Source organism: Azospirillum sp. TSH100, from assembly GCF_004923295.1.
GTDB lineage: Bacteria > Pseudomonadota > Alphaproteobacteria > Azospirillales > Azospirillaceae > Azospirillum.
Genome location: NZ_CP039640.1, coordinates 47,473 through 73,970 on the forward strand (window position 1 = coordinate 47,473; position 26,498 = coordinate 73,970).

Consider the following 26,498-nt stretch of genomic DNA (forward strand, 5'->3'; position numbering starts at 1 on the left):
TTGGGGAAAAGCCATTGGGGGAAAGCCGCCGATCGGGATGGACCATCGGGGAGACCGCGGAAGACGCTCTGACGAACGTTCGGTCCTCTCCCTTCGAACACCAACGATGCGGGGTACCCCATCGTTCGGGTGGCCGTGGGGGGACGCGATGCTCACCTTCGATTGGCCGCGGCCGTCCGGCGGCACCCCTTAGAGTTTCGGAACCGGGAAGCCTTCATGGAACAGATGCGAGACGGGTCGCCGCCCGATCCGGCGCGGGACCCTTCCTCCCCTCCCCCAGGCGCCCAAACCGGCCCAAATCCTGGCCCCAATGCTGGCCCCCGTCTCGATCCCGGCATCGCCGGGCTGGTGTCGGCGCTGCGCATCCTCGGCATTCCGGCCGATTATGATGGCGTGCGCCATGCCTGCGGCGGCGAATCCCCCGACCTGACCGGGCTGGTCCGCCAGGCCCACCGGCTGGGCGCCAAGGCCCGCGTGGTCAAGACCAAGTGGGAGCGGCTGGAGCGTACGCCGCTGCCGGCCTTGGTCCCCGGTCCCGATGGCGGTTTCCTGGTGCTGGCCAAGGCCGGCGGCGACCGCGTGCTGGTGCATGACGCGGCGACCAACCAGACCCGCATCCTCGACCGCGAGGCCTTCGAGCCCTTGTGGACCGGCCGGCTGATCTGCCTGGGGCGCAAGGGCACGCTGGGCATGGGCCAGCCGCGCTTCGACGCCCGCTGGTTCGGGGCGGTCGCCTGGAAATACCGCGGCATCCTGGGCGAGGTTCTGCTCGCCTCCTTCTTCATCCAGCTGTTCGCGCTGGTGACGCCGCTGTTCTTCCAGGTGGTGGTCGACAAGGTGGTGGTGCACCGCAGCCTGGGCACGCTCGACGTGCTGATGGCCGGCATGCTGGCGGTCATCCTGTTCGAGGCGGTGCTGGGCGGCCTGCGCACCTACACCTTCGCCCACACCGCCAACCGGCTGGACGTGGAGCTGGGGGCCAAGCTGTACCAGCGGCTGCTGTCGCTCCCCATGGGCTATTTCGCGGCGCGCCGGGTCGGCGACAGCGTCGCCCGCGTGCGCGAGCTGGAGACGATCCGCAACTTCATGACCAGCTCCACCATCACGCTGGTGCTGGATCTGCTGTTCACCGTGGTCTTCCTCGGCGTCATGCTGGTCTACAGCCCGATGCTGACGGCGATCGTCGCGGCCTCCTTCCCCGTCTACGTCGCCATCAGCCTGGTGGCGACGCCGATCCTGCGCCGCCGGCTGGACGAGAAATTCGCCCGCGGCGCCGAGAACCACAGCTTCCTGGTCGAGACGGTGTCGAGCATCGAGACGGTCAAGGCCATGGCGGTCGAACCGCGCATGCAGCGCCGCTGGGAGGACCAGCTGTCCGGCTATGTCCGCGCCGGTTTCCGCGCCGGCAACCTGAACAACGTCGCCAGCCAGTCGGTGCAGTTCGTCTCCAAGATCTCGACCATGCTGGTGCTGTGGCTGGGGGCGAAGCTGGTGATCGAGGGCAGCCTGACGGTGGGCGAGCTGGTGGCCTTCAACATGTTCGCCGGCCGCGTCGTCCAGCCGGTGCTGCGCATCGCCCAGCTGTGGCAGGATTTCCAGCAGGTGCGGCTGTCGATGCACCGCATCGGCGACATCCTGAACACCGCGCCCGAACCGTTGCAGAGCGCCGGCCGCGCCGCCATGCCGGCGATCCGGGGCGACCTGACCTTCGACCACGTCACCTTCCGCTACCGCCATGACGGGCCGGAGACGCTGAGCGACGTGTCGCTGCATGTCCCGGCCGGTCAGGCGGTCGGCATCGTCGGCACGTCCGGCTCGGGCAAGAGCACGCTGGCCAAGCTGCTCCAGCGCTTCCATGTGCCGGAGCGCGGGCGGGTGATGGTGGACGGGACCGACCTCTCCACCGCCGACGCGGTGTGGCTGCGCCGGCAGATCGGCGTCGTGCTGCAGGACAATGTCCTGTTCTCGGGCACCATCCGCGAGAACATCGCGCTGACCGACCCGACCATGGACATGGCCCGCGTCGTCGCCGCGGCGAAGCTGGCCGGCGCCCACGACTTCGTCGTCGAGCTGCCCGACGGCTACGACACCGTGGTGGGGGAGCGCGGCGCCAGCCTGTCCGGCGGGCAGCGGCAGCGCATCGCCATCGCCCGCGCGCTGGTCACCAACCCGCGCATCCTGATCTTCGATGAGGCGACCAGCGCCCTCGACCATGAATCGGAACGGATCATCCAGGCGAACATGCGCCGCATCTGCGCCGGCCGCACGGTGCTGATCATCGCCCACCGCCTGTCCACCGTCGCCATCGCCGACCGCATCGTCACCGTCGAGCGCGGCCGCGTCGTCGAGGACGGCGCGCCCGACGAGCTTCTGCGCCGTGGCGGCCGGTACGCGACGCTGTTCCGCGGCCAGATGGGGCAGCTGCCGGGCAGCGCTCCGCCCACGGATGGGCTGATCGAACAGCGGGCCGCGGGCTGAGGGGAATGAACGCCATGAGTAAGACGACCGCCGCGGTGAAGACCACCCCTGCCACCTCCGCTCCGATCCCTCCTGGGGTCAAGCCGCCCGCCAACGCGCCGGGCACCCCCGGCGGGCCGCGCCCGCCAACTCGGCCGCAGAAGCGGCGGCGCGACGAGATGGATTTCCTGCCCGACGCGCTGGAGATCCTGGAGCGTCCGCCCTCCCCCACCGCGCGTATCTTCACCGGGGTCATCATGCTGGCCTTCACCGCGGCCTGCGCCTGGGCCTGGTTCGGCCATGTCGACGTGGTGGCGGTGGCCCAGGGCCGGGTGGTGCCGAGCGGCCGGACCAAGACCATCCAGCCGATGCAGACCGGCGTCGTCCGCGCCATCGCCGTCGAGGACGGCCAGCTGGTCAAGGCCGGCCAGACCCTGATCGAACTCGACCCGACCGAGGCCGCCGCCGACCGCGGCCGCATCCGCTCCGACCTGTCGGCGGCGCAGGCCGAGGCGGCGCGGCTGCGGGCGGCGCTGGAGCTGGTGAACGGCAACCCGGACGCCCCCCCGGATGGCAGGTTCGCCGCACCGGCCGGCCTGTCGCCCGAACTGGCGCGGATGCAGGGCCAGCTCCTCGCCAGCCAGATCGCCGAGCAGCGCGCCAAGCTGGCGGCCCTCGACCGCGAGCAGGCCCGTCGCGAGGCCGACCGCGCCACCGTGGTGCAGACCATCGCCAAGCTGAACGCCACCCTGCCGCTGATCCGCGAACGGGCGGAGGCGCTGTACGACCTGTCGAAGCGCGGCACCTCGTCCCGCTTCCAGTATCTCCAGCTCCAGCAGGATCTGGTCGGGCAGGAGCAGGAGCTTCTGGTCCAGAAGATCAAGCTGACGGAGGCCGACGCCTCCATCGCCGCCACCGCCGAGCAGCGCCGCCAGACCGAGGCGGAGTTCCGCCGCCAGCTCTACACCAGCCTCGCCGAGGCCGAGCGCAAGGCCGCCTCGCTGGAGCAGGAGCTTGCCAAGGCCGAGCAGCAGGTCGACCTCCTGCGGCTGACCGCGCCGGTGGACGGCTATGTCCAGCAGCTGGCCGTGCATACGGTGGGCGGCGTGGTGACCACCGCCCAGCCGGTGATGGTCATCGTGCCCGAGGACAGCCGGCTGGAGGTCGAGGCCTTCATCCCCAACAAGGACATCGGCTTCGTCCAGACCGGCCAGGTGGCGGAGGTGAAGGTGGAGGCCTTCTCCTTCACCAAATACGGGCTGATCCCCGGCCGCGTCGCCTCGCTGTCCAGCGACGCCGTGCAACAGCAGCAGCAGGCCGACAAGGGGACGGACAAGAGCGCGGCGAAGACGCCGGAGGCAGGGTCGGTCTATGCCGCCCGCATCGCGCTGGACCGCGACACGCTGGACGTCGACGGCAGGCAGACCCGGCTGCAGCCGGGCATGACGGTCAGTGCCGAGATCAAGACCGGCCGCCGCCGCATCGCCGACTATCTGCTCTCTCCCCTCTCGCGCAGCGCCCAGGAGGCCATGCACGAGCGGTGAGGCCGGCCGCTATGGGCGCCTGTCACTGGTGCAGGAACTCCGCGAGCATCGGCCGCAGGGCGCCGGTCCGCAGCAGGGTGGTGATGACCGCATGGTCGGCCACATCCGGCAGGATGCGGTGGTCGATGCCGGGAAGGTCGGACAGTTCGGCGGCGGAGCGCAGATCGGCCGTGTTGCCGCCGCCGCAGACGATGGTGGCCGGCGGGTGCCGTGGCCGGCTGCGATAGAGGCGGCGCAGGTCGACCTCCTCCTCGCCGACCGGCCGGCCGAGCGCCCTGGCGATCCGCTCCAGCGGCCGGGGCCCTCTGGCCTGCCGGATCATCGGAGAGAAGGCGAGGATGGCGCGGGCGTCCAGCTCCAGCCCATAGCGCAGCGCCCCATAGCCGCCGGTGGACTGGCCGAGGCAGTAGAGCCGCTGCGTGCCGAACCCCGCGCACAGCCGGCGCAGCAGCTCCAGCGTGGCGTCCAGCCCGGTCCAGCGTCCGCCGATCCCGCCGAGATAGAAGCTGTCGGCCGGATCGAACAGGTAGATGATGTTGACCCCGAACGGCTCCAGGATCCGCTGCATCAGATAGACCGACACCGACAGCCGTCTGGCCCGTCCGGTGAAGGCGATCAGGGTGGTCGCCGAGTTGGCCGGAGCCATCCAGTAATTCCCGGCATCCGCATCCCGCGCCAGCCGGGCCGGGATGGCGCCGGCCCCGGTCAGGTCGCAGTCCCACAGGGCCCGGCACAGCAGGACCAGCTGGTCGGCGCGCCCGGCGGTTTCCGGGATGCCGCGCAGGGCCTCGACATGGGGCAGGGTCCAATGCACGACGCCGCTCTGGATCAGGATCTGGCAGGCGTGCAGGCGCTGTTCGGCGCCGGTCGCCGGGTCCGCCAGGGCGGCCAGCGACCAGGAGGGCGGCTGGTTGAGCGCGTGGACCCAGCCCGGGATGTCCGTTGCCATCACACCGGCGTCAGGCGGGATGCCGGCGGCGCGCCTGCCGGACCGGCGGCGATGGCCGTAGCGATGGCGGCCACCGTGATGGTGGTGTCCAGGAAGGTTTCCGGATGCAGGACGATGCCGAACGCCTTCTCCATCTCCAGCGCCATTTCGACCGCGTCCACGGAATCGAGGTCGTAGACGGCCAGGGGCTGTCCGGGATCCAGGCGGTCGGCCGCCTCGCCGCAGATCGTCGCCAGATAGGCCATCATCCAGCGTTGCAGGGAGTCGCGGTCCGGATTGTCATGGTCGGGGGCTGCGGTTGCGGTCATCGGTCGCTCAGTTGGCAGGCATGGAGTGGGTGGATGCGGGGACGGACGCCGGAGGAGACGCCGGAACCGGGGCGAAGCCGCGCTCCATCGCGTCCAGGATCGCCCCGGACACGTCCTGCGCTTCGCCCCGCCAGGGAAAATGATACGGCGTCAGGCCGGGATTCCGGTTCATTTCGAGAATCCAGTAATTGCCGTGCCGCGCCGGCGCCGCCGGGTCCCGGATCATCACGTCGACCGCGGTCAGGTTCAGGCCGGGCACCGCGTTGCAGGCCGCCGCGAGCACGTCCAGATAGGACGGGTGCAGATCCGCCCGGCAGCCGAGGCTGTCGGCACCGGTGGCGCCGTTGGAGGTGCCGCGCAGGAAGACCCGCTCCGCCGCCGCCGGCACATCGTCCAGGCTGCGGCCGGTCATCGCCAGGAAATCGCGAAGATCCTCGTCGACCACGATGTTGGAATGGCCGGGCACCGCCCGCCGGTCGCGCAGGGCGTTCTTGGCCTCGATCAGGTTGGCGATGGTGGCGCTGCCGTCGCCGACGACGCTGGCCGGGCGGCTCAGCTTGACCGCCACCACCCGCGGCCGCACGAAGAAGAAGCGGATCAACTGTCCGCTTACGCTTTCCTCGACCAGGATCTTCTGGTGCCGGGCGGCGACCCGCCGGACCGCGCTTTCATAGCGCGCGCGGTCGGCAATGGCCGGGAAGACCAGCTCCCCCTTGGTGCCCTGGTTGGGCTTGACGCAGACCGGCCCGGCGAAGCTGCTGAAGGCGTCGAGCGCCGCCGACAGGTCGCCGCGGCGGAAGACCCGGCCGGCCGGCGTGCCGAAGCCGCGCGCGTCGAGAAAATCCTTGGCCCGCTGCTTGTCGCGGATGAGAAGGGTGGCCTCCTCGTTGATGTGCAGGCCGAGGCCGCGCCAGGGATCGCTCCCCTTCAGCAGAAGCATGCCGGAGGCGAACAGATATTCCCGCCCACCGGCGGCAAGGGCGAGCCAGCGGGACGGAAAGGGATGGAACCGGCTGTAGACCCCGTCGACATAGCGGGTGGCGATCCCGCGGGCGCGGGCGGCGGTGCCGAGGCAGATCGCGTGATAATCGTCCGGTGAATCGGTCTGGTCGTCCATGGTCCACTCGATCGAAGCGCCGTGCCTGACAGCATAGGTTCACGCCAAAAGAAACAATTTCCGTCACAACGTTACAATTGGCAAAATAATGAAACTTCTCATGGAATCTGTTTTTCCGAAAAATGTCCGATAGCATAAGGTCATAATCCGGTCAATCCGATGATCACCCTTGGTAGAGACAGTATCGGCCCGATATGCTTCAGATCGGCTTCATATCTTACAACCATCCGGCCGGAGACCTGTTTCCGCCGGCCCGGCTTCGGGCAATGCTTGCGGAAGCGGCCCTTCAGGGCGTCTCTCTGGTTCTTCTCGACAGCGGCGCCTGGGATCGGGACCGCGGCCTGATCGCCGGGGAGTGCTGGACCCCGGCCGGTTGGACCGCCGGCTGGTTCCCGCTGCCCGATCTGGTGGTGATCAGGACGGCGGCCGGTGCCGGCTGGCTCGAACTTGACGGCTGGATCCGCCGGAACCGCCCGGTCATTGCCGACTCCGCCATGGACAAGCTGGCCTTCCACGCGCTGCTGTCCGGCAGTCCGCTGAGCTCCCACGCCATCCCGACCGTCGCCATTCCCGCCGACGCCGTGGACGCCACGCTGGCCGCCGTCTTCCGCGAGCACCGGAACGCGGTCGTGAAGCCGGTCGACGGACGCCGCGGTTTCGGCATCCAGTTCATCCATCGGGAAGCCGATGCTTCCGGTCTCGGCGGGCCGTCGGACGATGGTGGGTCGGACGATGGTGGTGTCTGGCGGGTCCAGCACGGCCGGAGCACCCTCCGCGGCACGCTGGAGGACGCGGTGGCCCATGTCCGGGCGCGGATCGCCGGCCGGCTGCATTATCGCGGCTATCTGGCGCAGCGCTTCATCCGTTCGGTGGCGGGCGACGGCCGGTCGGCCGACATCCGGGTCCATGTCCAGCGCCGGGCCGACGGTGCATGGGGCGTCACCCGCGCCTATGTCCGGCTGGCCGAGGCGGGAAGCTTCCTGACCAACACCAGCCAGGGCGGCTACCAGGGTCCGCTCGACGGCTTCCTGCTGGGGCGGCGCGCGGCCGGGGCGGCGGACCTGCGGGACCGCATCCCCGCCCTGGCTCTGGAGGTCGCCCGGCTGATCGAGACGACCAAGCCCCTTCCGCTGTCGGAACTGGGCGTCGATCTGGCGCTGGACGACGATGGTCATCTCTGGGTGATCGAGGCCAACGCGTTTCCCCAATCCAGCCTGCACGAGCAGACCCGCGCCGAGCACGCCATCGGTTACGCCATCGCAGTCGCCCGTGGGGAGGCTGGGGCCTGGGGAGATATGGTCTGGGGGGATATGGCTTGGGAGGACAGGGCCCGATAGGTGCGGTCGGCGACCATGTTCCAGTCGAACCGGGCGGCGTAGCGGTGTGCCGTCTCCGGGTCGCCACGCGGCCGGTCGAGCGCCCTCAACATGCCGGCGGCAAGCGCCGTTTCGGACGACAGGTCGCCCGGCAGGATCCAGCCGTCGCAGTCGAATTCCGCCAGACCGGCCCGGTTGCTGCTCAGCACCGGCGTGCCGCAGGCGAGCGCCTCGATGACCGGCAGGCCGAAGCCCTCGGCCGCCGACGGACAGACCAGAAGTGCGGCGTCGCGGTAGAGCTGCCGCAGGACCTCGTCGGACACCGCGATGCGGAAGCGGACGCGGTCGCCAAGCCCCAGCGCCCGGCAATGCTCCTGCGCCCGATCGATCAGCGTGTCCGACGCCATGACGATCTCCAGTCCCGTCGCCGCGTGGCGGGTGGATGCGGCCAGGGACAGGAAATGCCGGTATGCCGTCAGCGTGAAGCCCAGATTCTTGCGCCGGTCCACCAGGTTCGAGACCATCAGCATGAAGGGACGGCGGTCGGCCGGGATGTCGATCGGGATATCGGCCGGGATGCCGGCCGTGGGGGTCGCCATGGTGCTGGACGGAGTGAGAAAGACCGGATCCACCCCTTCGCCGGTGATGCATTGCACAAGGCCGGGGTGGGGCCGGGTGAGGCGGCGGAACTCCTCGGCGGTCGCCCGCGACGGGAAGAGCAGGACATCGGCTGCTTCCGCCAGATGGGTGAGCCGCCGCATGTATTCCGCCTTCACCGCATCCGGCCAGATCTCGAAATAGGCCGAGCGGTAGGTCAGCGGCACCAGATCGTGGACCATCGCCGCATGGCGCAGCCGCTTGGGCGCGAAGAAGCCCTTGTAGAGGGCGAAGGGGTTGGGGTCGAAATAGACGGTCGCCCCCAGTGCGATCAGATCCTGTTCCAGCCTGTCGAGGGGCCGGACGCGGCTGGCGGGCACGGACGCCTCCGGAAGCAATGGCGGGAACAGATGGGCCTGCACGTCGTGCGCGACCGTCTCCGCCAGCTGCGCCGCATGGTCCAGCCGCCCCACCGTGGCCAGAAGCCGGACTCCCCGGTCCGCATGGATCCGCGCCAGACAGCGCGTCATGTTCCGGACATAGCGGCCGATCCCGGTCATGGCCTCCGGACCGTGGAAGGTGGTTCCCTCGATGGCGACCACCGTCGCCGGCGCGGGAGGGGACGGGGAAAGGCACATGGCAGAGGTGGCCGGCAGCTCATGCAGCATAGCCGAAATGCTCCATGTAGCGGGCCAGCCGCATGGTGACGGCGACTTGCCGCTCCCGATCGAGAAGCTGCGCGTATTTGCCGATCCGGCGGTCGCCGATATGGCCGGGGTGCCATTGCGTCAGCGGATCGGCGGTTTCGCCGGGAGGCAGCCCCTTGGGAAAGCGGTCCAGCCGGTCTGCTTCGGCGATGGCGGCCCGTACGGCGTCGGGCTGCAGCCTGCGGAACAGCGCCTCGACCTGCTCGTCGCGCGGTTGCAGGCCGAGATGGCCGGCGATGGCGACGACTGTCGCCGCCCGGTCCACAAACCCGCTTTCGTAACGCAGCAGCAGGCTGCCGGGTTGCCGGGCCGCGCCGACGATTCCGTCGGCCCCATGGACCGCATAGGCCACGGCCCGGTCGAAGCCGTAGCCGAAGCGCTGCATCAGGGACACCACGGCGTCGCGCGGATCCCGGATGGTGACGATGCAGCGCGCGCCGGGATGATGGGCCAGGAATCCCGCCGGATCGCCCCAGCCGTGCGTCTTCAGCACCAGCGCCGTTCCGTCAGGCTGCGGAGGCAGGCGGGTGTCGGCATCCAGGCTTGCGGCGAAGGCGACGTGGCACGGCATCGTCAGGCGGACAAGATCGACGGCCGCGTTGAAGGCCCAGGTCGAGGCGCTGCTGAACATGCCGCAGACAAGAACGACGGGAAACGTCATCTCCAATCCGGTTCTCATACTCTTTCACGTCCTGAGACGTGACGGCCCCGGCACTTCCTGCTGCCGTGGCCGTCATTCCCATGAATATGAGAGTATGGAGATTAACGCCGGATCGGTCGAGCGAATGCGGACCGGGCGCGGTTACGCCGCCAGTTCGACCCCATGCACCATGTCGTGCGCATCGTACCAGACGTGCAGGCCATGGTCGGCATGCTGGAAGGCCGGGAGCAGTTCCGACGTCCAGCCGGCACCATCGGCCGTCTCCAGTGCCGCCGTGCCTGCCGACACCGCATGTCCCAGCAGGTCGCCGGCCTGAAGCTCCGCCACCTGGGCCTGGGCCTGGGCCGGGGCCTGGGCCGGGGATTGGGTGGCGAACAGGCCCTTGTCGGCGGCGACCACCAGCGTGCCGTTCCACCACATGCCGCTCTGGCCCTTGACCACGTCGTGCCCGTCGAGCGCGCCCTTGTCGTAGGTCACCGCGGCGTCGGTGGCGGCATAGCTGTGGCCGTTCACGCTGACGCTGTTGATGAACAGGTTGCGGTCCTGGCCGCCGGCGAAGCCGTCATTGTCGTACTGGACCTGCACCTTGTGGGCGCTGTCGGCCGACAGGGTGGCGGTGAAGGCGTAATTCTTGGCCGCCGTGCCCACCGTGGCGCTGCCGACCGCATGACCGTCGACCAGCAGGGTGAAATGGGCGTTCACCCCCGCCGCCGCCGTGCCCTTGGCATTGACCAGGATGGCGGCGGTGGTGGTGGACGGAGCACCTGGATCGGGAACCGTCGGCGTCGCCGTCGTGCCATAGAGCTGGCCGATCTTCGCCAGCAGCGCCTGGGTGTCGAGGTCGGTGTAGCCGGTGCCGGCGATCGGCGTACCGGTCTGCTTGGCCAGCGACAGGAACTCGTCCTGGGTCAGAGCGCTGCCGCGCAACGCCATGGCCTCCTGCTGGGCGAGCGCCACAGCGGCGGTCACCGCGGGCGCCGAGAAGGAGGAGCCATTGGCCGTCACCGTCCGTCCAGCCAGATCGGTCAGCCGGATGTCGGTGCCGTCGGCGCAGATGTCGGTGATGCCGGGGACGCGCTGGGCCCAGCCCGGCATGGTGCCGTCGCCGCCCGACGCGCTGACGCAGATCGTGTTGTGGTCGGCGGCGAAATAGGACACGTCGGTCGCCGTCCCATTTTGCCCGGCATTGCCGGCGGCGGCCGAGACCAGCACCCGCTTGGCGGCGAGGCTCGCCAACTCGTCCGACAGCAGGGTGGTCATCTCCGACGTGGCGGAGCCGCCGGCCAGCGACAGGTTGACGCCGACGACGTTGTAGTCCGACGCATGGGCCACGACCCATTGCAGTGCCTGCTCGATCGCCGACCCCGATGCGGTGGAGGCGCCGTCCGGCATCACCTTCAGCGCGATGATGTTGAGGTCCGGCGCCTGTGACAGGATGCTGGAGGTCACCAGGGCGCCGTGGGTGTCGGCGTTGGGGTTGCGGGCGTCGGCGTCGTTGTTGGCGTAGTCGTGCTGATAGACCACGCGTGAAGCGGCTTCCCAGGTCGGCGACCAGCCGCTGTCGATGACGACGATCGTCTCACCCCGGCCGGTATAGGTGCTGTTCGCCATGCTGTCGGTCCCCGTCCTGCTTGCCGTCGTCGATGAAGATGCGGGGCGGAGTATGCCGGCTGGCGATGTGGCCTTCGGATGACAAGGACGGGGCGGATTTGGGCCCCGATTGACTTTGTTGGACAAATGTCCTAGAAATCTCTAGGTCGGTTGACCTAGAGGATATCATCGCCTTCATCCCCGACCGTTCACTCGAAGCGGTGGTGGCAGGCGGCACACAGGCGTGAGAGGACAAGGCGATGGGTGCCGAAAGCACGCGCCGGCAGATCGTGGAAGCTGCCGACCGGCTCTTCTATGAGCAGGGATTCGCAGCCACCTCCTTCGCCGACATCGCTGCGGCCGTCCGGCTGTCCCGCGGCAATTTCTATTATCACTTCAAGACGAAGGACGAGATCCTGGATGCGGTGATCGCCCTGCGCCTCGCCAACACCGGCAGGATGCTGGAGGCCTGGGAGGTCGAAACCGGCGATCCGGCGGAGCGTATCCGCAACTTCATCCATATTCTCGTGATGAACCGGGCGAAGATCATGCAGTACGGCTGCCCGGTCGGCACGCTCTGCAACGAACTTTCCAAACTCGATCACGTTGCCAAAGAGGATGCGGCCAGGCTCTTCACCCTGTTCCGGGATTGGCTGGCCCGCCAGTTCTCGGCACTTGGACGCGACACCGACGCCGATGCGCTTGCCATGCATCTTCTGATGCGCAGCCAGGGCGTCGCAACACTTGCCACTGCCTTCCGCGACGACGCCTTCATCCGGCGCGAGGTTGAGGACATGAGCATCTGGCTGGAGGCCCAGCGTCCCGACGCAAGCCGCCTCGACCGCCTTTTCTGACCTCATTCCCGAAGGAGTCGCTCCGCATGTTCGTCGTCACGCTCAGATTTTCCGCGAACAGGGCGGAGGCCGCCAAACATATGGACGGGCACAACGCCTGGATCCGGCGCGGATTCGAGGATGGCGTCTTTCTGCTGACCGGCGGCCTTGCCGGCGGTGCCGGTGGTGCCGTTCTCGCGCACAACATCTCGCGCGACGATCTGGACGCGCGCCTGCGGGAGGATCCCTTCGTGACGGAGAGGATCGTCGATGCCGAAATCCTTGAAATCACGCCGGGCCGTGTCGACGACCGTCTGGCGTTTCTGAAGGCCTGACCGATGAAGGTTTACCGATGAACGCGACGATCCCCGGTCCTGACGGACGGCCACGCTGCCGCTGGTGCGCGGCGGCGCCCGAATTCTTCGCCTATCACGATACCGAATGGGGATTTCCCGTCGGCGATGACCGCCGCCTGTTCGAGAAGCTCTGCCTGGAAGCTTTCCAGTCGGGCCTGAGCTGGCGCACCATCCTCGCCAAGCGAGAGAATTTCCGCGCGGCCTTTGAAGGGTTCGATTTCGAGCGGATCGCCGCCTTCACCCAGGCCGATGTCAAACGGCTGATGACCAACGACGGCATCGTCCGTCACCGCGGCAAGATCGAGGCGGTCGTCAACAATGCCCGGCGTGCGCGGGAACTGGTGGAGCGGGAGGGCTCCCTGGCCGCCTATGTCTGGCGTTTCGAACCGCCGGCCGAGGAGTGTGCGCCGCCGCAGACCGCCTCCACTTCCCCGGCGTCGGTCGCCCTGTCGAAGGACCTGAAGAAACGCGGCTGGTCCTTCGTCGGCCCGACGACCGTCTATGCCTTCATGCAGGCGATGGGACTGATCAACGATCACGTCGAAGGCTGTGCGATGCATGGCGAGGTGGAGCGGGCGCGGGCCGCATTCCGGCGGCCGGGTCGGAAGATCGGCGGAGGCTGAGCCTTTCCGCTTATGCGCCCCTTATGCGACGGCGCATAAGGATGGGGCTGGCTCTCTCCGCCCGACGCCCCACCTGTTGAGCGGAAGCCACGGAAGACGGAGCAGCGCTGTGGGAGGGGTTTGGCAGGGAGTCTGGAAAAGGGTGCCGGTCCGATATCGCTGGGGCCTTGCAGCTCTCGCCTTCGTGCCGTCCGCCGCATTCGCCCAGGCTCCCGCCGGTGCGCCGGCGCTGGAGGTGCCGGTGCGCTGCCGGATCGGGACGGACTGCTTCGTCCAGAATTATGTCGATGCCGATCCGGGGCCGGGGATGCGGGACTTCGCCTGCGGGCGACTGAGCTATGACGGGCACAAGGGGACCGATTTCCGGCTGACCGACCTGGAGGCGATGCGGCGCGGGGTGGCGGTGGTGGCCGCCGCCCCCGGCACGGTGGCCCGCGTGCGCGACGGGATGGACGACGTCAGCATCCGGCAGAGCGGTGGCGCGCCGGCCGGGCGTGAGGCCGGCAATGCGGTGGTGGTCGACCATGGCAACGGCTGGGAGACCCAGTACAGCCACCTGAAGCGCGGCAGCATCGCGGTCAAGCCGGGTGACCGGGTGGAGGCGGGCACGGTGCTGGCCCAGGTCGGGCTGTCCGGCAACACCGAATTCCCCCATGTCGATTTCGGCATCCGCCATGACGGCCATACCCTCGACCCCTACACCGGGAAGGAGGTCGGGATCGGGGAGGCGCCGGCCTGTTCCGCCGATCAGGCTGCCGCAGCGGTTCCGTCGGGCACGCTGTGGAGCGCCGAGGCGCGCCGGACGCTCGCCTACCGGCCGAGCGCCGTGCTCGGCGCCGGTCTGGCGCCCGAGGCGCCGAAGGCGGAGGTGGCCCGGAATGGCGGTTATGGCTATGGCGGCCGGCCAATGCCGGCCGACACGCCGGTGCTGGGCGTGTGGACGGAGCTGATGGGCGGACGCCAGAGCGACCGGGTGACGCTGGAGGTCACCGGGCCCGACGGACGCCGCCTGTTCCGCAACGAGGGCGCTGTGCCGCGTCCGCTGGCCGTGCTGTTTTTCGGCACCGAGGTGAAGAAGCCCGCCCCCTGTCCTTGGGCGCCCGGTCCCTACCGGGTGACGGTGACGCTGCGCCATGGCGACGAGACGGTGCTGCGGGAGGAGCGGCGGGTGGAGTTGCGCTGACCGGGTTGAGCGGGGTGTGCCAAAGACGACTGAAAGGGCGAGGCAAGTGACAAGTGGTATGGCCAAGGCATTTGTCACGAAATGAACACCGCGATTCCGTGCGAAAGGATACATTCCAAAGGATAACGATACCTCTTTATTAAGTATTCCTGCCCTGTGATTGCCCGGTATCGGCAAGGCAATCCGGCAATGACAGACACGCAGCAGGCTTTCTACGTCGCGACCAACGGCAACGATTCCTGGTCGGGGCGTTTGGCGGCACCCAATGCCGACGGCACCGATGGTCCCTTCGCCACGCTGGAACGGGCGCAGAGCGCGATGCGGGCGACCGGCATCCGCGACACCTATGTGCGCGGCGGCACCTATGCCATGGCGCGCACGGTCACGCTGACCGCGGCCGACAGCGGCGTGCGCATCATGGCCTTTCCCGGCGAGACGCCGGTGTTCAGCGGCGGCGAGCGGGTCGGCGGCTTCACCGCCATCGGCGGTGGGCTCTATGCCGCGGCGACGTCTGCGACCGGACTGGACCTCTCCATCGGCGGGGTGCGGCAGAAGGTGGCGCAGACCGGCGATTGGAACGCCGGCGACGCCAAGTCCGGCTGGTCGGTGCTGGAGGCCGCGGCCGGCGGTGCCAGCAGGACCAGCCTGCGCATCGGCGCCGGCGACGGGGCGATGGCGGCGGTGCTGGCCGCCGGGGTCCAGCCCGGCACCATGGTCCAGACCTTCGACACCGAACGGCTGTCCGACACCATCGTCGGCGTCGCCTCCACCGATGCCGGCAGCCGGACGATCAATTTCACGCAACCGGTGAAGTACGCCCTGCGCAGCGGCGGCACCTATCGCCTGCTGAACGACGACGCCTTCATCCGCGACGCCGGCGAATTCGCCTGGCAGGCCGAGACCGGCCGGCTGGTGGTGAAGCCGCAGGATCCCGGCACCCTGTTGAGCCAGGGTGCTGTGGTGGCGCGGCTGGGCACGCTTGTGGCGCTGAACGGGGCGAGCGGCATCACCCTCCAGGGGTTGACCTTTGCCGATACCACCTGGGACGGCTCTGCCCTGACGCTGACCAACGCGTCGGGCAACAGCATCGCCGGCAACCGCTTCGTCAATGCCGGCACGGCGATGACGCTGACCGGCTCGTCCGCCAACGCGATCGAAGCCAACCGGATGGAGCATCTGGGGGCCGGCGGCATCAAGGTCACCTACGGCAGCAACGCCAACCGCATCAGCGCCAACAGCATGGACGGCATCGGCGAGGTGCTGAAGGATGTCGCCGGCATCCAGCTCTATGGCGCCGGCGGCACGCTGATCTCCGGCAACGACATCCGCAACAGCGCGCGCTACGGCATCTCGATCAAGAACTGGGACGGCGCCACCGTCAACACCGACACGGTGGTGGAGTACAACCGCCTCTACAACACGATGACCGAGACCGCCGACGGCGGCGCCATCGAGATGCTGGGCCGGTCCAACCTCGACACCCGCACGGTCATCCGCGGCAACGACATCCGCAATGTCGGCGGGCTGGCGACCGACGGGTCGGGCTGGCTCGACCGCCAGAAGAGCTTCGGCATCTATCTGGACGACATGGCCAACGGCGTCACCGTTCAGGACAACTTCATCCAGAACACCGGCTGGGCCAGCGTCTTCATCCATGGCGGCGATTCCAACACCGTCACCAACAACTTCGCCACCCTGTCCAACCCGCGCGAACGCTTCATCCGCCTGGAATGGGTGCCGAGCGCCGGCAGTATCGGATTGCTCAGCAACAACCGGGTGACCGGCAACGTCATCTCCTCCTCCACCGGCGCGGATTACTGGGAGTTCTGGACGCCCGGCTCCTACACCGTCGCCGGCAACCTGCTGCAGGGCATTCGCGGTCTGAACGGTGGCGACACGCTGTCGTCGGGGCTGTTCGCCAACCCGGCGGCCGGCGATTTCCGGCTGGGCGGCGGGGCCGCGGCGGCCCTTGGTCTTTCCCTGGGAATCCATGAGCTGGACTGGGCGCGGATGGGCACCGCTCCGCTGACGGTGCCGGGAATTCCCAACCCCGGCACCGGTGGTGGATCGGGGACCGGAACAGGCGGCACGTCCGCAGCCTCGTCCGGGTTGGCCTTTTCGCCACTGGCCTACATCGCCTCCTACGCCGACCTGTCGGCCGCCTTCGGCGCCAACGCCGCCGCCGGTGCCGCGCACTATGCCGCCAGCGGCCGGGCGGAAGGTCGGGCCGTGAGCTTCGATCCCTTGGCCTACATCGCCTCCTACGGCGACCTGCCGGCGGTCTTCGGCACCAACGGCGATGCCGCCGCCGCCCATTACATCACCAGCGGCCGGGCGGAGGGGCGGACGGTGAGTTTCGATCCGCTGGCCTACATCGCGTCCTACGGCGACCTGACGGCTGCCTTCGGCACCGACCGGATGGCGGCGGCGATGCATTACATCGGCAGCGGCCGGGCGGAAGGCCGGACGGTCAGCTTCGATCCGCTCTCCTATCTGGCGGCGAATCCCGATCTCGCCGCCGCCTTCGGCACCGACACCATCCGGGCCGATCTGCATTACCTGGGCAGCGGCCGGACGGAGGGGCGGAGCACCGGCTTCAACGCCTCGGCCTATCTGGCTGCCAACGCCGACGTGGCGGCGGCCACCGGCGGCGACCTGACGGCGGCGATGCGGCACTACATCCTGAACGGCCGGCTGGAAGGCCGGGCGCTCAGCCCCATCGCTGCCCTCGCCCCTGCCCGCGCGGCGGCGCTGCTGCCGGACGGCGCCATGCTGGCCGCCGGGATCGGGTGAGGCATCAGCGGGACGTGAAGGTCGCGGCCACCGGCACCGGGTCGTTGTCACGCTGGTCGAAGCTGGCGCGGGCGCGGAGGATTTCGTCCGCATTGTCGCTCGCCCAGTCCGCCAGCTCCTTCAGCGTCCGCAGCAGCGTCTCGCCCAGTGGGGTCAGGGCATAGTCGACCCGTGGCGGCACCGTGGCGAAAACGGTGCGGGACACCAGCCCGTCACGCTCCAGGCTGCGCAGGGTCAGCGTCAGCATCCGCTGCGAGATGCCTTCGATCAACCGTTTCAGTTCGTTGAAGCGCTTCGGTCCCGATCCCAGCATGACGACGGCGAGCACGCTCCATTTGTCGCCAACCCTGGTGAGGACGTCGCGCACGATGGGGCAGGCGCTGTCCTCCTTGAGGCGGGCGGTTCCCTCGATGTGCCTTCGTGACGTCAAAGTGCCTCCTTGTGCGCTTTTCCGGTTCCCTCAATATACCCCCTATCGGAACGGAACCACGTTACTAAACGTAACCAAGGGGTATTTTGATGACCATACTCCATGTCGACAGCAGCATAAATGGCGACGGCAGCATGAGCCGCGCGCTCAGCCATGCCGTCGTCGCCCATCTTGCCGCCCTGTCTCCGTCGCAGACCGTCGTCCGCCGCAACCTCGCGGCCGAGCCGCTTCCGCATCTCGCCCGGGCCGGGGTCGAGAACGCTCCGGTTCTGGAGGAGTTCCTGGCGGCACGGACCATCGTGGTTGGGGCGCCGATGTATAATTTCGGCATTCCGTCGCAACTGAAGGCGTGGCTCGACCATCTGGCCGTGCCGGGCAAGACCTTCCGCTATGGCGCGCAGGGACCGGAAGGGCTGTGCGGCGGCCGCCGGCTGATCGTGGTCTCCACCCGTGGCGGCATCTTCTCCGCCGGTTCCCCCTATGCCGCCTTCGATCACCAGGAGGGGCATCTCCAGGCCTTCTTCCGCTTCCTCGGCATTACGGACATCACCGTCATCCGGGCCGAGGGTCTCGCCATGGGCGAGGAGGCGCAGCAGCGTTCGGTGGAGGCGGCCAAGGCCCAAATCCAGACGCTGGCCGCATAGCCGGAGCGGGAGGCATCATGGCCCTGCGGATTTCCGCCCCGATGCGGACCAGGCTCCCGCATCACCTCCGCTGCGCATGATCCCGGCCGATTTGAAACCATGGGCCGATTTGAAAAACACGGAAGGTATCGGCATGACCAAATGCATCGCCATTCTCGGCGCTGGTCCCGGCCTGGGCGTATCGCTGGCCCGCAGATATGGGAATGAGGGCTATGCCGTCGCGCTGGTCGCCCGGCGGGCGGAGCCGCTGGCGGCCATGACCGCCCAGCTTGGGACCGAAGGGATTCCGGCGGCGGCCTTCGTGGCCGATCTGCGTGATCCGGCGCAGGTCGGCGCGGCTCTGGCGGCGATCCAATCGCGCTATGGCACCGTCGACACGCTCTATTATGGCCCCAGCGCGCCGGAGACCTTCGTTCCGGCCTTCTCGCTGACGCCCGGGCAGGTCAAGGCGAAGACCGAGCTGTTCCTCTACGGCCTTGTCGCCGCCGTGCAGGCGGTGCTGCCGGACATGCGGGAGCGCAAGGCGGGAACCATCCTCGTCGCTCTCGGCGGATCGGCGGCGATCGGGCTGCCCTTCATGAGCGGTCCCGGCCCGGCTCTGGCCGCCGCCCGCAATTATCTGCATTCTCTGCACGGCGAGGTCGCCGGGGATGGCGTTCATATCGGGATGCTGACTCTGGCCGCGGTCATCAGGAACAGCGCCTGGCAGTCCGGCATGGCCTCCGGCGAGATCAGGATCGACCTGCCCCCCGGCTTCCAGATCCCGGAAATCGATCCGGCGGATCTTGCCGGGATGCTGTGGGAGATGGCCCGGGCGCGTCAGGTTTCGGAACTGGTCTATCCGCCGCATCCCTGATCACCGCTCTGCTCTTCCCCGCCAGCCTCCTCTTCCGCCTGATCGGGTGACAAGCCGGGCGTGAGCCGTTACAACGGCCCGTTCGGCGCCGCTGTCCCGCGGCACCCGGATTTCCATGCGGGGATGATGGCCCAGGCTCTTCTCGACACCCCCTTCGCCCAATCGGCGAAGCCCGGTTCCGGCCCGGACCAGCCCGCTCCGGACCAGCCCAGTCCAGGCAAGCCGGCCGGACGGCGGTGGCCGGTGCTGGTCAAGCTGGCGGTGACGGTCGCGGTGCTGGGGGCGCTCGCCGCCGGGGCCGACTGGGCCGGCATCGCCGCGCGCCTGTCGGCCGCCGATCCGTGGCTGTTCGCCGCCGGTTTCGCCGTCAAGGCGCTGACCCTGCCCTTCGCCTCGCAGCGGTGGCGGGCGGTCGGCCGGGCCGCCGGCTTCTCGCTGACCCGCTGGACCGCCTTCCGCCTGCAGATGGCGAGCGGATTCCTGGGTCAGGTTCTGCCGGGATCGGTCGGGGCCGACCTGCTGCGCGGCTGGTTCACCTGGCGCCTCGGCCACCCGGCCGGTCCGGTGATGCTGGCCCTGCTGGTCGACCGGCTGATGGCCCTGCTGGGCGTGGTGCTGATCGGGCTGATCGGGCTGCCGCATCTGGCCGCGGTGGCGCCGCCCGCCGTCGCCGGCACGGTGCTGGCCGGGGCGCTGGTCCTGGCCGTCGCCATGGGGCTTCTGCTGCTGGCCGGGCGCATCCCGCGCGACCGGCTGCCGATTCCGAAGCGGCTGCGCGACGGGGCGCTGGGGCGCACCGTCTGGACTGCGGTGGCGCAGCTGCGCGCCATGGGCGGAAACCCGGCCGCCTGGGCGGCGCTGGGCCACAGCATCGGCGTCCATCTCGCCACCATCGGCGCCACCATCCTGTTCGCCCGCTCGGTCGGCCTGCCGCTCGGCTGGCTCGACGGGCTGGCCATCGTGCCGGCCGCCATCGTCGCCGCCGCCTTGCCCGTCTCGCTCGGCGGCTGGGGCGTGCGCGAGGGGGCGATGGTCGCCGGCTTCGCGCTGCTCGGCTTCAATGCCGACGCGGCCCTTCTGGTCTCGCTGCTGATCGGGCTGTCGATCGCCGTCCTGTCGCTGCCCGGCGGCCTGTTCTGGCTGCTGCTGCGCAATGAGACCGCTGCCCGGACGGCTGTCCAGACGTCTCATGGCGGACCCGACGCCTTTCCCACGGATTTTTCGCGATGACCGACCAGTCCACCCCGACGCTTTCCCAATCGACTTCCGCGGCCGCTTCCGTAACCACCGCTATGGATCCCGTCCCTGCTGCCGAGACGCGCGGCCTCTCCCCGCGCCAGCAGCGGATCCGCTCGCTGTTCGATGCCATGGCTCCCCTGCGCGAGCGCTGGGCCGAGCGCAACCGCGCCTTCCATGACGCCGACCGCGCCTATCTGCGCTTCCTGATCCCGGAAGGGGCGACGGTGCTGGAGATCGGCTGCGGCGTCGGCGACACGCTGGCGGCCCTGAAGCCGGCGCGCGGCGTCGGCATCGACCTCAGCCCGGCGACGATCGAGGTGGCGAAGGCGCGCCATCCGCAGCTGGAGCTGATCGCCGCCGACGCCGAGGATCCGGCGACCATCGACGCCATCGAGGGGCCGTTCAGCCACATCCTGCTGTCGGGCACCATCGGTTTCCTCGACGACATCGAGGAGACGCTGCGCCTGCTGCGCCGGGTCGCTAGCCCTAAGACCCGGATCATCGTCAGCTATCACTCCCGCGTGTGGGAGCCGATCCTGTGGGCGGCGGAAAAGCTGGGGATGCGCATGCCGCAGGGCCAGCAGAACTGGCTGTCGACCAGCGACATCGTCAACCTGCTGGATCTGGCCGGCTGGGAGCCGGTGCGCCGCGAATGGCGCCAGCTGATCCCGAAGCGGCTGTTCGGGCTGGGCACGCTGGTCAACCGCTATGTCGCGCCCTTGCCGGGCATCCGCCGGCTGTGCGTGCGCAACTATGTCGTCGCCCGGCCGCAGCCGACCGTGCAGGAGGTGACGGTCGACGGCAAGCCGGCCTCTGTCACCGTGCTGATCCCCTGCCGCAACGAGCGCGGCAATATCGAGAACGCCATCCGCCGCCTGCCCCGTTTCGCCCCCGACATCGAGGTGATCTATGTCGAGGGCAACAGCCAGGACAACACCTACGAGGAGTGCCTGCGCGTCCGCGATGCCTATCCCGACTGGGACATCAAGGTCATGAAGCAGCCCGGCAAGGGCAAGGGGGACGCGGTGCGCGCCGGCTTCAACGTGGCGCGCGGCGACATCCTGATCATCCTGGACGCCGACCTGACGGTGCCGCCGGAGACGATGGGGAAATTCTATCAGGCCATGGTGTCGGGGCGCGGCGAGTTCGTGAACGGCACGCGGCTGGTCTACCCGATGGCGCCGGAGGCGATGCGCTTCCTGAACTTCCTGGCCAACCGGGCCTTCGCGCGCATCTTCTCCTTCCTGCTGAACCAGCGTTTCACCGACACGCTGTGCGGCACCAAGGTGCTGTGGCGCAAGGATTACGAGACCATCGTCGCCAACCGTCATTACTTCGGCGATTTCGACCCGTTCGGCGACTTCGACCTGATCTTCGGCGCCGCCAAGCAGAACCTGAAGATCGTCGAGGTGCCGGTGCGCTACGCCGACCGCAGCTATGGCGAAACCCAGATCTCCCGCTTCACCCACGGCTGGCTGTTGGCCCGCATGGTGGTGTTCGCCTGGAAGAAGCTGAAGGCGTTCTAAGCCGTCACACCGGCTCGGCGGCGGCGAGCGGCAGGAAGGCCTGATAGCTGTCGCGCTGTTCGGTCAGGCTGAGCAGCAGGTCGTTCAGGCTGTCGCGGGCGAAGGCGTCGGTGGTTGCCGCCATCCGGCGGCGGACAACGGCGATGAACTCCTCCAGCACGTCCAGATGCAGGGTGGCGGAGGCGAGGACGTCCTTGGCAATCGGGGCGGCAATCGGGGCGGTCATGATGACGGTCTTTCGAGGAAGAGAGGGCGGCGGAGAAAGCGGTCGGATCAGGCGGCGAGCGCGTTGACGGTCGGTACGGCGGCGAGCACGGCGCGGTAGGTCTCGCGCTGTTCGGTCAGGCCGGCCAGCAGGTCGGTCAGGCTGTCGCGGCTGAAATCGCTGGTGGCGCCGTTCAGCTTCGACTGGGTGATGGCAATGAATTCATCGATCACATCCAGGTGCAGGGAAGCAGAAGCGAAGATGTTTGCAGCGCAATCGGTCTTTGACATGGCGGCGACCCCTGTATTCGTGGTGAAGACTTTTGCCCGTTCTGGTGAGCTTATTGAGCCATCCGCCCAGTTAACGAGGCGTTAAGATCACCGATTGGTCTCAGGTCGATTGGTGATTACCTCTTCCAAAGAAAAAGCCACTCTGCGATTTGGCGGTAGTGTTACTTCTTTCGATTGATGGTTTGCTTGGGGCATGAAAAAACGCGGCCGGTTGCCCGGCCGCGTTCTTCAGTGTCCGTTCGGCCCCGATCAGGCCGGCCCCATCACACCGGCTGCGGCAGCCCGTGGATGTAGCCGACGCCGCCGCTGCGGCGGTTGCGGTAGGCGTCGTCGATCAGGCCGGCGAGGCTGTCCTTGACCTTGTCGTGCAGGCCCTTCTCCCAGTCGCCGGGGTGCTGGAAGTTGCTCATGATGTAGGAGAAGCCGTTGACGTCGTCGACCGCCTGCAGGCCGGTCGATTCGGCCCCCGCCGGGCAGGACAGGATGCGGGACAGCTGCTTGGTGTCGACGTTGTAGGCCCACAGGAAGTTGTTGACGTGGGCGCCGCTGTCCTCGCCGATCAGCAGCGTGCGCAGCTTCTCGGAGAATTTCAGGTTGTCGGGGTTGGCGATGCGGTCGGCGTCGGCGGTGTTGCCGATGGCGTCCGGGGTGGCGAGGTCGCGGCCGACCAGGGCCGGGACGGCGCTGAAATGCACCGGCACCCAGTCGCTGTCGATGGCGGCACCGGCCAGATCGGTCTGGCCGCCCTTCATCGGCAGCTGATAGACCGCACCGGCGTTGATGGCGTCGACCTTGATGCCGTTCTTGCCGTCGCTCATCGTCTTGTACATGTAGGACACCGCCATGTAGGCGGTCTTGTCCTTGGCGTTGACGGTGACGCCTTCCAGCTTGGTCAGGGCCAGCGTGGCGCCGAGGGTGGGGGCGTAGCGGTGGGTCTCCAGGAAGGCGGCGGCCTTCTCCATGCCCGGCTTGAACCTGACCCACTGGGTCTTGCCGCTGAAGCCGATGGCGGTGAAGGACGGATCCTTCGGGTCCTCCTTCTTCACCTCGACGATGTCGGCGGCCTTCAGCGTGTCGGCCAGCGTCTTGATCTCGTCGCTGGTGGCGTGGCCCAGCTTGATCCACTTCAGGGCGAAGGCGCCGCCCTTGTCGATGTCCTTGCCAGCCTCCTGCTCCATCTTGGCGGAGTAGAGGGTGCCGGCGGACAGGTCCTTGGCCTTGTCGGCGACGAACATGAACAGGCCGCCGTTGGTGGCGTCGTCACCCATCAGCACGGTGCGCTCGTCCGGCATCACCTGCACCAGCTCGTGCGAGATGCGGCCCATGCAATAGTGCTTCTTGATGCCGCCGGTGCCGTCGAGGTTCACCGTCACTTCCGGCAGGTGGCCGTAGTGGTACGGGTTGGCCTTGGTCTCGTCACCGAACAGGTTCTTGCTGTAGGCGCGGAACTGGTCGTCCAGCGCGGTCGCGTCCGGCTCGTATTCCTCGCTCGACAGGTGGGTGTTCCAGGGCGACAGGCTGGCGCCGCAGGTGATCCACAGGCCGTGCACGCCGCTGGTGTCGACATTGTGGTACTGCACCAGCTTCAAGGCACCGGTTTCCTTGTTCTGGTCCAGCGTCAGGACGGCGATCGGCGACGGCAGCTTGCCGTACATCGAGGCGTCCTTGGAATCGCGGGTGGTGTATTCGAACTGGACGACGGCGAACAGGGTGTTGCCGGTCACGCCCGCCACCTTGGCGCCGGGGATCGGGGCCAGCATGTTGCAGCCATCGGGGCAGTCGGAGAAGAACTGCGTCGGGGTGGCCAGCGAGCCGTCGAGGATCGGCTTGCCGTTGATGTCGACATAGCCGCCGGCCAGGATCGTGCCGCCCTTGCCGTCCGGAACCATGTCGCCGGTGATGAACAGCGGCTGGTAGCCGAGCGCGAAGCTCTGCTTGGAGCCATCGGCCCAGGTCACAACCATGCTGGACTCGACCGTGGTCTTCGCCTGCGCGGCAGCGGCGGTGGGGGCGGCCATGCCGACGAACTCGACGGCGACCGGCGCGCCCTTGGCGGCGGCGGCCTCGGCGCCCGAGGCGAACAGCAGCTCGCCGGCGCCGATGCCGGCGACCGGCAGCAGCGGCAGCCCGGCAAGGGCGCGGAGCACCGAACGGCGCGACGTTTCAGGCATTTGGACGGGCATATTGGTCATGACTGGTGTCTCCCGAACCCTCATCAGGGCAAACTGCTGGCATGAGCGGTGCCATCGGGGCACGGGGCCCCGTTCGGCGCGGCCTTGTTCTTGGCGAGCGTCGGGAAGCTACAGCGGGGATGTTACAGTTTGACGGTCGGTTCCCGTTCGATGGGGCGGCAACCGCCGGCGGTCAGCGCGCGCTGAGCATGCAGGTGCGGTCGGACGGCATCGGCAGGGTCATCGGCCTGCCGTCGGCCCCGGTGCCGCGCACCACGCGTCCGGCGGGCTTTCCATCCGATGCCGGCTGCGAGGCCGGCTGGTCGACGATTTCCGGGTCGGTCAGCTGGCCGGCGACCGTCCATTGCCGGGTCTGCGGATCCTGGCAGCGCAGCTCGTAGCGGCCCTTCATCGGCTCGGCCATGGCCGGGGCTGCGGTCAACAGGAGGGCGGCGAGGAGCGGACGGGACATGGCGCGTGATCCTTCCTGGAGAGCCGTCAGCGGCGGATATAGGCGGCGTAGCCGACGCTGTCCGGCTCGCCGATATACTGGTCGAGCTGCCAGTCGGGGGAGTTTTCCAGATAGGGGCGGACCAGCCGCTGTTTTTCCGTGTCCCAGTCGTGGGCCAGCAGAAGCGTGCCGGGGCGGCAATGGGGCTCGAAGAAACGAAGCTGCCGGAACGTTTCCTCACCGTCGCTGCTGCCGTCGAGGAACAGGCTGTCCACCCCCTGCTCCGGGTCGATATGGGGAAGGAACAGCGACGGGTCGCCGCCCAGCAGGAACTTCACATGCGGACTCAGCTCCGGCAGGTAGCGGGCGTAATAGCCGGCGGCAAGCATGTAGTTGTTCTGCTCCGCTTCCAGCGTCACCACCTGTCCGGCACCCAGCTGGCGGAAGGCGGAGGCCATGAAATAGGTGCTGCCGCCGCCCAGATAGGTGCCGATCTCGAAGCACTGGCGCGGCCGGCGCTTCAGGATCGCCTCGAACAGGGCCTTGCGGTCGGCGATGTACATCTGGCCCGGCAGGTCGCGGCATCCCTCGAAGAAGAACTGCTGGCGCTCGTCCCATTTGGGCTTGACCGCCACCATGTAGAGGGCACGGCCCACATCCGTCAGCTCATGGTAATTGTGCCGGAAAACCTCCATGGAGGGCATGGACATGGGGGCGGGCTCCTGCCGGTGATCGTGCCGGACTGTAGGCGCCGGCCGGCGGGACGGTCAACCGGGCGAGGACAGAACCCGGGCGATGTCGGCCTGCCAGACCATGCTGACCAACGCGATCTGGGTCAGCAGATGCATCTCGCCGCGGCCGATGGCCTCCAGCAGCTCCGCGCGGGTCAGGAACAGGATTTCGGTGTCCTCCAGATCATCGGCGATCGGATCGGTGACCCGGCGGCAACCGGTGGCGTGGAACATGTGCGACCAGGCCCCGCCCTGGTTGGCATTGACGATGTAGGCGCCGAGGTCGGTCCAGGCTGTCGCCTCCATCCCCGTCTCCTCCATCAGTTCGCGCTTGGCGGCGGCCAGCGGTTCCTCGCCGGGCGACAGATGGCCGCCGGGGAAGACCAGCCCGACCTTGCGCGGGCCGTGGCGGTACTGGCGGTAGATGACGATCCTCCCATCCGCCGTCTCGGCGAAGATGCAGGCGAAGGAGGGCTGGTCGAACTGGTAGTAATCGTCGATCCGCCGTCCGTCCGGCAACTCCACCGTCTCCACCCGCACCTTCAGGAACGGATCGGCATCGACCAGCTCGCGGCTGCGCAGCACGGTCCAGGGACGGTGGTGGTAGGGGCGGTGTCCGGGCATCGAGAGCAGCACTTTCTCTGGGGCGTCGGAGGGGGGCGGAACGGTTGCCGGTGATGGCGTACCAGCAGCCATCCATCCGCGTCCAGTTCTCCTCATGGGGAGGGAGCGGGTCCGCCCTGATTCTGTGCCCTGATCCTGTGGCAGGCTGGTCGTGTGGATGGAAAACAACCCTGAAAAGAAATTTCAACAATCATGATCCGCGCATCAGGACAGTAATCGCGGCTTCCGGTGCATCGGGCTCGGGGTGTTTCTTCGTTCACGTGTGTCAAATGAAACGAGATGTGACCGATTTTTTCT

At 68.3% G+C, this 26,498-nt stretch carries 25 protein-coding genes; 12 read left to right on the forward strand and 13 right to left on the reverse strand.

Going from position 1 to position 26,498, the window contains the following annotated elements:
- Nucleotides 1-216: 216 nt before the first annotated feature.
- Together E6C72_RS30360 and E6C72_RS30365 are read left to right on the forward strand one after the other, a co-directional pair.
- On the forward strand, nt 217-2,478 hold the full coding sequence (locus tag E6C72_RS30360) for a type I secretion system permease/ATPase (RefSeq protein WP_247875658.1): 2,262 nt from the start codon (nt 217-219) through the stop codon (nt 2,476-2,478).
- Between the two features lie 14 nt (nt 2,479-2,492).
- Nucleotides 2,493-4,001, forward strand: coding sequence for an HlyD family type I secretion periplasmic adaptor subunit (locus tag E6C72_RS30365; protein ID WP_109085436.1), 1,509 nt, complete (start codon nt 2,493-2,495; stop codon nt 3,999-4,001).
- Between the two features lie 22 nt (nt 4,002-4,023).
- Here E6C72_RS30365 and E6C72_RS30370 read toward each other — a convergent pair whose 3' ends face one another.
- Genes E6C72_RS30370 through E6C72_RS30380 form a run of 3 tightly spaced genes read right to left on the reverse strand, consistent with a single transcriptional unit; the run spans nt 4,024 to nt 6,375 of the window.
- On the reverse strand, nt 4,024-4,950 hold the full coding sequence (locus E6C72_RS30370; protein WP_109085435.1) for a hypothetical protein: 927 nt from the start codon (nt 4,948-4,950) through the stop codon (nt 4,024-4,026).
- Entirely contained in the window at nt 4,950-5,258 is a 309-nt protein-coding gene (locus tag E6C72_RS30375; RefSeq protein WP_109085434.1) for an acyl carrier protein, read from the reverse strand. The genes E6C72_RS30370 and E6C72_RS30375 overlap by 1 nt, the downstream gene beginning before the upstream one ends.
- Nucleotides 5,259-5,265: 7 nt before the next feature.
- The gene (locus E6C72_RS30380; RefSeq protein WP_109085433.1) at nt 5,266-6,375 is read right to left on the reverse strand and encodes a hypothetical protein; all 1,110 of its coding nucleotides are present in this window, start codon (nt 6,373-6,375) and stop codon (nt 5,266-5,268) included.
- A 266-nt stretch (nt 6,376-6,641) separates the two neighbouring features.
- Between E6C72_RS30380 and E6C72_RS30385 the strand changes: the two genes are divergently transcribed.
- Nucleotides 6,642-7,712, forward strand: a complete 1,071-nt coding sequence (locus tag E6C72_RS30385; RefSeq protein ID WP_109085451.1) for a YheC/YheD family protein — start codon at nt 6,642-6,644, stop codon at nt 7,710-7,712.
- On the opposite strand, the gene E6C72_RS30390 is transcribed toward E6C72_RS30385, so the two are convergent.
- The 3 genes from E6C72_RS30390 to E6C72_RS31930 all read right to left on the reverse strand — a co-directional run bounded on the left by E6C72_RS30390 (nt 7,625) and on the right by E6C72_RS31930 (nt 11,267).
- The gene (locus E6C72_RS30390; protein WP_247875657.1) at nt 7,625-8,956 is read right to left on the reverse strand and encodes a glycosyltransferase family 1 protein; all 1,332 of its coding nucleotides are present in this window, start codon (nt 8,954-8,956) and stop codon (nt 7,625-7,627) included. The genes E6C72_RS30385 and E6C72_RS30390 overlap by 88 nt on opposite strands.
- On the reverse strand, nt 8,946-9,656 hold the full coding sequence (locus tag E6C72_RS30395; protein WP_247875656.1) for a hypothetical protein: 711 nt from the start codon (nt 9,654-9,656) through the stop codon (nt 8,946-8,948). The genes E6C72_RS30390 and E6C72_RS30395 overlap by 11 nt, the downstream gene beginning before the upstream one ends.
- Nucleotides 9,657-9,797: 141 nt before the next feature.
- Nucleotides 9,798-11,267 carry a carbohydrate-binding domain-containing protein gene (locus E6C72_RS31930; protein ID WP_109085432.1) on the reverse strand — a complete coding sequence of 490 codons (1,470 nt, stop codon included), beginning with the start codon at nt 11,265-11,267 and terminating at the stop codon, nt 9,798-9,800.
- A gap of 239 nt (nt 11,268-11,506) precedes the next feature.
- Between E6C72_RS31930 and E6C72_RS30405 the strand changes: the two genes are divergently transcribed.
- The 5 genes from E6C72_RS30405 to E6C72_RS30425 all read left to right on the forward strand — a co-directional run bounded on the left by E6C72_RS30405 (nt 11,507) and on the right by E6C72_RS30425 (nt 17,034).
- A complete protein-coding gene (locus E6C72_RS30405; protein WP_109085431.1) occupies nt 11,507-12,100 on the forward strand; it encodes a TetR/AcrR family transcriptional regulator in 594 nt (197 codons plus the stop codon).
- 26 nt (nt 12,101-12,126) lie between these two features.
- Nucleotides 12,127-12,414, forward strand: coding sequence for a hypothetical protein (locus E6C72_RS30410; RefSeq protein WP_109085430.1), 288 nt, complete (start codon nt 12,127-12,129; stop codon nt 12,412-12,414).
- Nucleotides 12,415-12,431: 17 nt separating this feature from the next.
- A complete protein-coding gene (locus E6C72_RS30415) occupies nt 12,432-13,058 on the forward strand; it encodes a DNA-3-methyladenine glycosylase I (protein WP_109085429.1) in 627 nt (208 codons plus the stop codon).
- Nucleotides 13,059-13,200: 142 nt separating this feature from the next.
- On the forward strand, nt 13,201-14,241 hold the full coding sequence (locus tag E6C72_RS30420) for a M23 family metallopeptidase (protein ID WP_247875655.1): 1,041 nt from the start codon (nt 13,201-13,203) through the stop codon (nt 14,239-14,241).
- A 189-nt stretch (nt 14,242-14,430) separates the two neighbouring features.
- Nucleotides 14,431-17,034, forward strand: coding sequence for a right-handed parallel beta-helix repeat-containing protein (locus E6C72_RS30425; protein WP_109085427.1), 2,604 nt, complete (start codon nt 14,431-14,433; stop codon nt 17,032-17,034).
- Nucleotides 17,035-17,038: 4 nt separating this feature from the next.
- On the opposite strand, the gene E6C72_RS30430 is transcribed toward E6C72_RS30425, so the two are convergent.
- Nucleotides 17,039-17,464 carry a helix-turn-helix domain-containing protein gene (locus E6C72_RS30430; protein ID WP_247875646.1) on the reverse strand — a complete coding sequence of 142 codons (426 nt, stop codon included), beginning with the start codon at nt 17,462-17,464 and terminating at the stop codon, nt 17,039-17,041.
- An 89-nt stretch (nt 17,465-17,553) separates the two neighbouring features.
- Here E6C72_RS30430 and E6C72_RS30435 point away from each other — a divergent pair, with 89 nt between their 5' ends.
- From E6C72_RS30435 to E6C72_RS30450, 4 genes are all read left to right on the forward strand, one after another.
- Entirely contained in the window at nt 17,554-18,108 is a 555-nt protein-coding gene (locus E6C72_RS30435) for an FMN-dependent NADH-azoreductase (RefSeq protein WP_109085426.1), read from the forward strand.
- Nucleotides 18,109-18,241: 133 nt separating this feature from the next.
- Nucleotides 18,242-18,964, forward strand: a complete 723-nt coding sequence (locus E6C72_RS30440) for an SDR family oxidoreductase (RefSeq protein ID WP_109085447.1) — start codon at nt 18,242-18,244, stop codon at nt 18,962-18,964.
- 60 nt (nt 18,965-19,024) lie between these two features.
- The gene (locus tag E6C72_RS30445) at nt 19,025-20,194 is read left to right on the forward strand and encodes a lysylphosphatidylglycerol synthase transmembrane domain-containing protein (RefSeq protein WP_247875645.1); all 1,170 of its coding nucleotides are present in this window, start codon (nt 19,025-19,027) and stop codon (nt 20,192-20,194) included.
- Nucleotides 20,191-21,729 carry a glycosyltransferase gene (locus E6C72_RS30450; RefSeq protein WP_109085424.1) on the forward strand — a complete coding sequence of 513 codons (1,539 nt, stop codon included), beginning with the start codon at nt 20,191-20,193 and terminating at the stop codon, nt 21,727-21,729. The genes E6C72_RS30445 and E6C72_RS30450 overlap by 4 nt, the downstream gene beginning before the upstream one ends.
- Nucleotides 21,730-21,733: 4 nt before the next feature.
- On the opposite strand, the gene E6C72_RS30455 is transcribed toward E6C72_RS30450, so the two are convergent.
- The 6 genes from E6C72_RS30455 to E6C72_RS30480 all read right to left on the reverse strand — a co-directional run bounded on the left by E6C72_RS30455 (nt 21,734) and on the right by E6C72_RS30480 (nt 26,201).
- Nucleotides 21,734-21,955, reverse strand: coding sequence for a hypothetical protein (locus E6C72_RS30455; RefSeq protein ID WP_109085423.1), 222 nt, complete (start codon nt 21,953-21,955; stop codon nt 21,734-21,736).
- Between the two features lie 47 nt (nt 21,956-22,002).
- Nucleotides 22,003-22,224 (reverse strand): hypothetical protein, encoded by a 222-nt coding sequence (locus tag E6C72_RS30460; RefSeq protein ID WP_109085422.1) that lies wholly within the window; start codon nt 22,222-22,224, stop codon nt 22,003-22,005.
- A gap of 263 nt (nt 22,225-22,487) precedes the next feature.
- A complete protein-coding gene (locus E6C72_RS30465; protein WP_169055336.1) occupies nt 22,488-24,416 on the reverse strand; it encodes a PhoX family phosphatase in 1,929 nt (642 codons plus the stop codon).
- Nucleotides 24,417-24,588: 172 nt separating this feature from the next.
- Nucleotides 24,589-24,867, reverse strand: coding sequence for a hypothetical protein (locus E6C72_RS30470; protein ID WP_109085420.1), 279 nt, complete (start codon nt 24,865-24,867; stop codon nt 24,589-24,591).
- Between the two features lie 26 nt (nt 24,868-24,893).
- The gene (locus tag E6C72_RS30475; protein ID WP_109085419.1) at nt 24,894-25,556 is read right to left on the reverse strand and encodes a class I SAM-dependent methyltransferase; all 663 of its coding nucleotides are present in this window, start codon (nt 25,554-25,556) and stop codon (nt 24,894-24,896) included.
- A 57-nt stretch (nt 25,557-25,613) separates the two neighbouring features.
- Nucleotides 25,614-26,201, reverse strand: coding sequence for an NUDIX hydrolase (locus E6C72_RS30480; protein WP_109085418.1), 588 nt, complete (start codon nt 26,199-26,201; stop codon nt 25,614-25,616).
- Nucleotides 26,202-26,498: the final 297 nt, after the last annotated feature.

What these genes read in the sequence shown, in the direction of transcription:
- E6C72_RS30380 (WP_109085433.1), bottom strand. Translation starts at nt 6,375, where the DNA reads ATGGACGACCAGACCGATTCACCGGACGATTATCACGCGATCTGCCTC.
- E6C72_RS30425 (WP_109085427.1), top strand. Translation starts at nt 14,431, where the DNA reads ATGACAGACACGCAGCAGGCTTTCTACGTCGCGACCAACGGCAACGAT.
- E6C72_RS30475 (WP_109085419.1), bottom strand. Translation starts at nt 25,556, where the DNA reads ATGTCCATGCCCTCCATGGAGGTTTTCCGGCACAATTACCATGAGCTG.
- E6C72_RS30450 (WP_109085424.1), top strand. Translation starts at nt 20,191, where the DNA reads ATGACCGACCAGTCCACCCCGACGCTTTCCCAATCGACTTCCGCGGCC.
- E6C72_RS30405 (WP_109085431.1), top strand. Translation starts at nt 11,507, where the DNA reads ATGGGTGCCGAAAGCACGCGCCGGCAGATCGTGGAAGCTGCCGACCGG.
- E6C72_RS30410 (WP_109085430.1), top strand. Translation starts at nt 12,127, where the DNA reads ATGTTCGTCGTCACGCTCAGATTTTCCGCGAACAGGGCGGAGGCCGCC.
- E6C72_RS30440 (WP_109085447.1), top strand. Translation starts at nt 18,242, where the DNA reads ATGACCAAATGCATCGCCATTCTCGGCGCTGGTCCCGGCCTGGGCGTA.
- E6C72_RS30470 (WP_109085420.1), bottom strand. Translation starts at nt 24,867, where the DNA reads ATGTCCCGTCCGCTCCTCGCCGCCCTCCTGTTGACCGCAGCCCCGGCC.
- E6C72_RS30390 (WP_247875657.1), bottom strand. Translation starts at nt 8,956, where the DNA reads ATGCTGCATGAGCTGCCGGCCACCTCTGCCATGTGCCTTTCCCCGTCC.
- E6C72_RS30435 (WP_109085426.1), top strand. Translation starts at nt 17,554, where the DNA reads ATGACCATACTCCATGTCGACAGCAGCATAAATGGCGACGGCAGCATG.
- E6C72_RS30480 (WP_109085418.1), bottom strand. Translation starts at nt 26,201, where the DNA reads ATGCCCGGACACCGCCCCTACCACCACCGTCCCTGGACCGTGCTGCGC.
- E6C72_RS30395 (WP_247875656.1), bottom strand. Translation starts at nt 9,656, where the DNA reads ATGACGTTTCCCGTCGTTCTTGTCTGCGGCATGTTCAGCAGCGCCTCG.
- E6C72_RS30465 (WP_169055336.1), bottom strand. Translation starts at nt 24,416, where the DNA reads ATGACCAATATGCCCGTCCAAATGCCTGAAACGTCGCGCCGTTCGGTG.
- E6C72_RS30360 (WP_247875658.1), top strand. Translation starts at nt 217, where the DNA reads ATGGAACAGATGCGAGACGGGTCGCCGCCCGATCCGGCGCGGGACCCT.
- E6C72_RS30455 (WP_109085423.1), bottom strand. Translation starts at nt 21,955, where the DNA reads ATGACCGCCCCGATTGCCGCCCCGATTGCCAAGGACGTCCTCGCCTCC.
- E6C72_RS30375 (WP_109085434.1), bottom strand. Translation starts at nt 5,258, where the DNA reads ATGACCGCAACCGCAGCCCCCGACCATGACAATCCGGACCGCGACTCC.
- E6C72_RS30365 (WP_109085436.1), top strand. Translation starts at nt 2,493, where the DNA reads ATGAGTAAGACGACCGCCGCGGTGAAGACCACCCCTGCCACCTCCGCT.
- E6C72_RS30370 (WP_109085435.1), bottom strand. Translation starts at nt 4,950, where the DNA reads ATGGCAACGGACATCCCGGGCTGGGTCCACGCGCTCAACCAGCCGCCC.
- E6C72_RS30415 (WP_109085429.1), top strand. Translation starts at nt 12,432, where the DNA reads ATGAACGCGACGATCCCCGGTCCTGACGGACGGCCACGCTGCCGCTGG.
- E6C72_RS31930 (WP_109085432.1), bottom strand. Translation starts at nt 11,267, where the DNA reads ATGGCGAACAGCACCTATACCGGCCGGGGTGAGACGATCGTCGTCATC.
- E6C72_RS30385 (WP_109085451.1), top strand. Translation starts at nt 6,642, where the DNA reads ATGCTTGCGGAAGCGGCCCTTCAGGGCGTCTCTCTGGTTCTTCTCGAC.
- E6C72_RS30460 (WP_109085422.1), bottom strand. Translation starts at nt 22,224, where the DNA reads ATGTCAAAGACCGATTGCGCTGCAAACATCTTCGCTTCTGCTTCCCTG.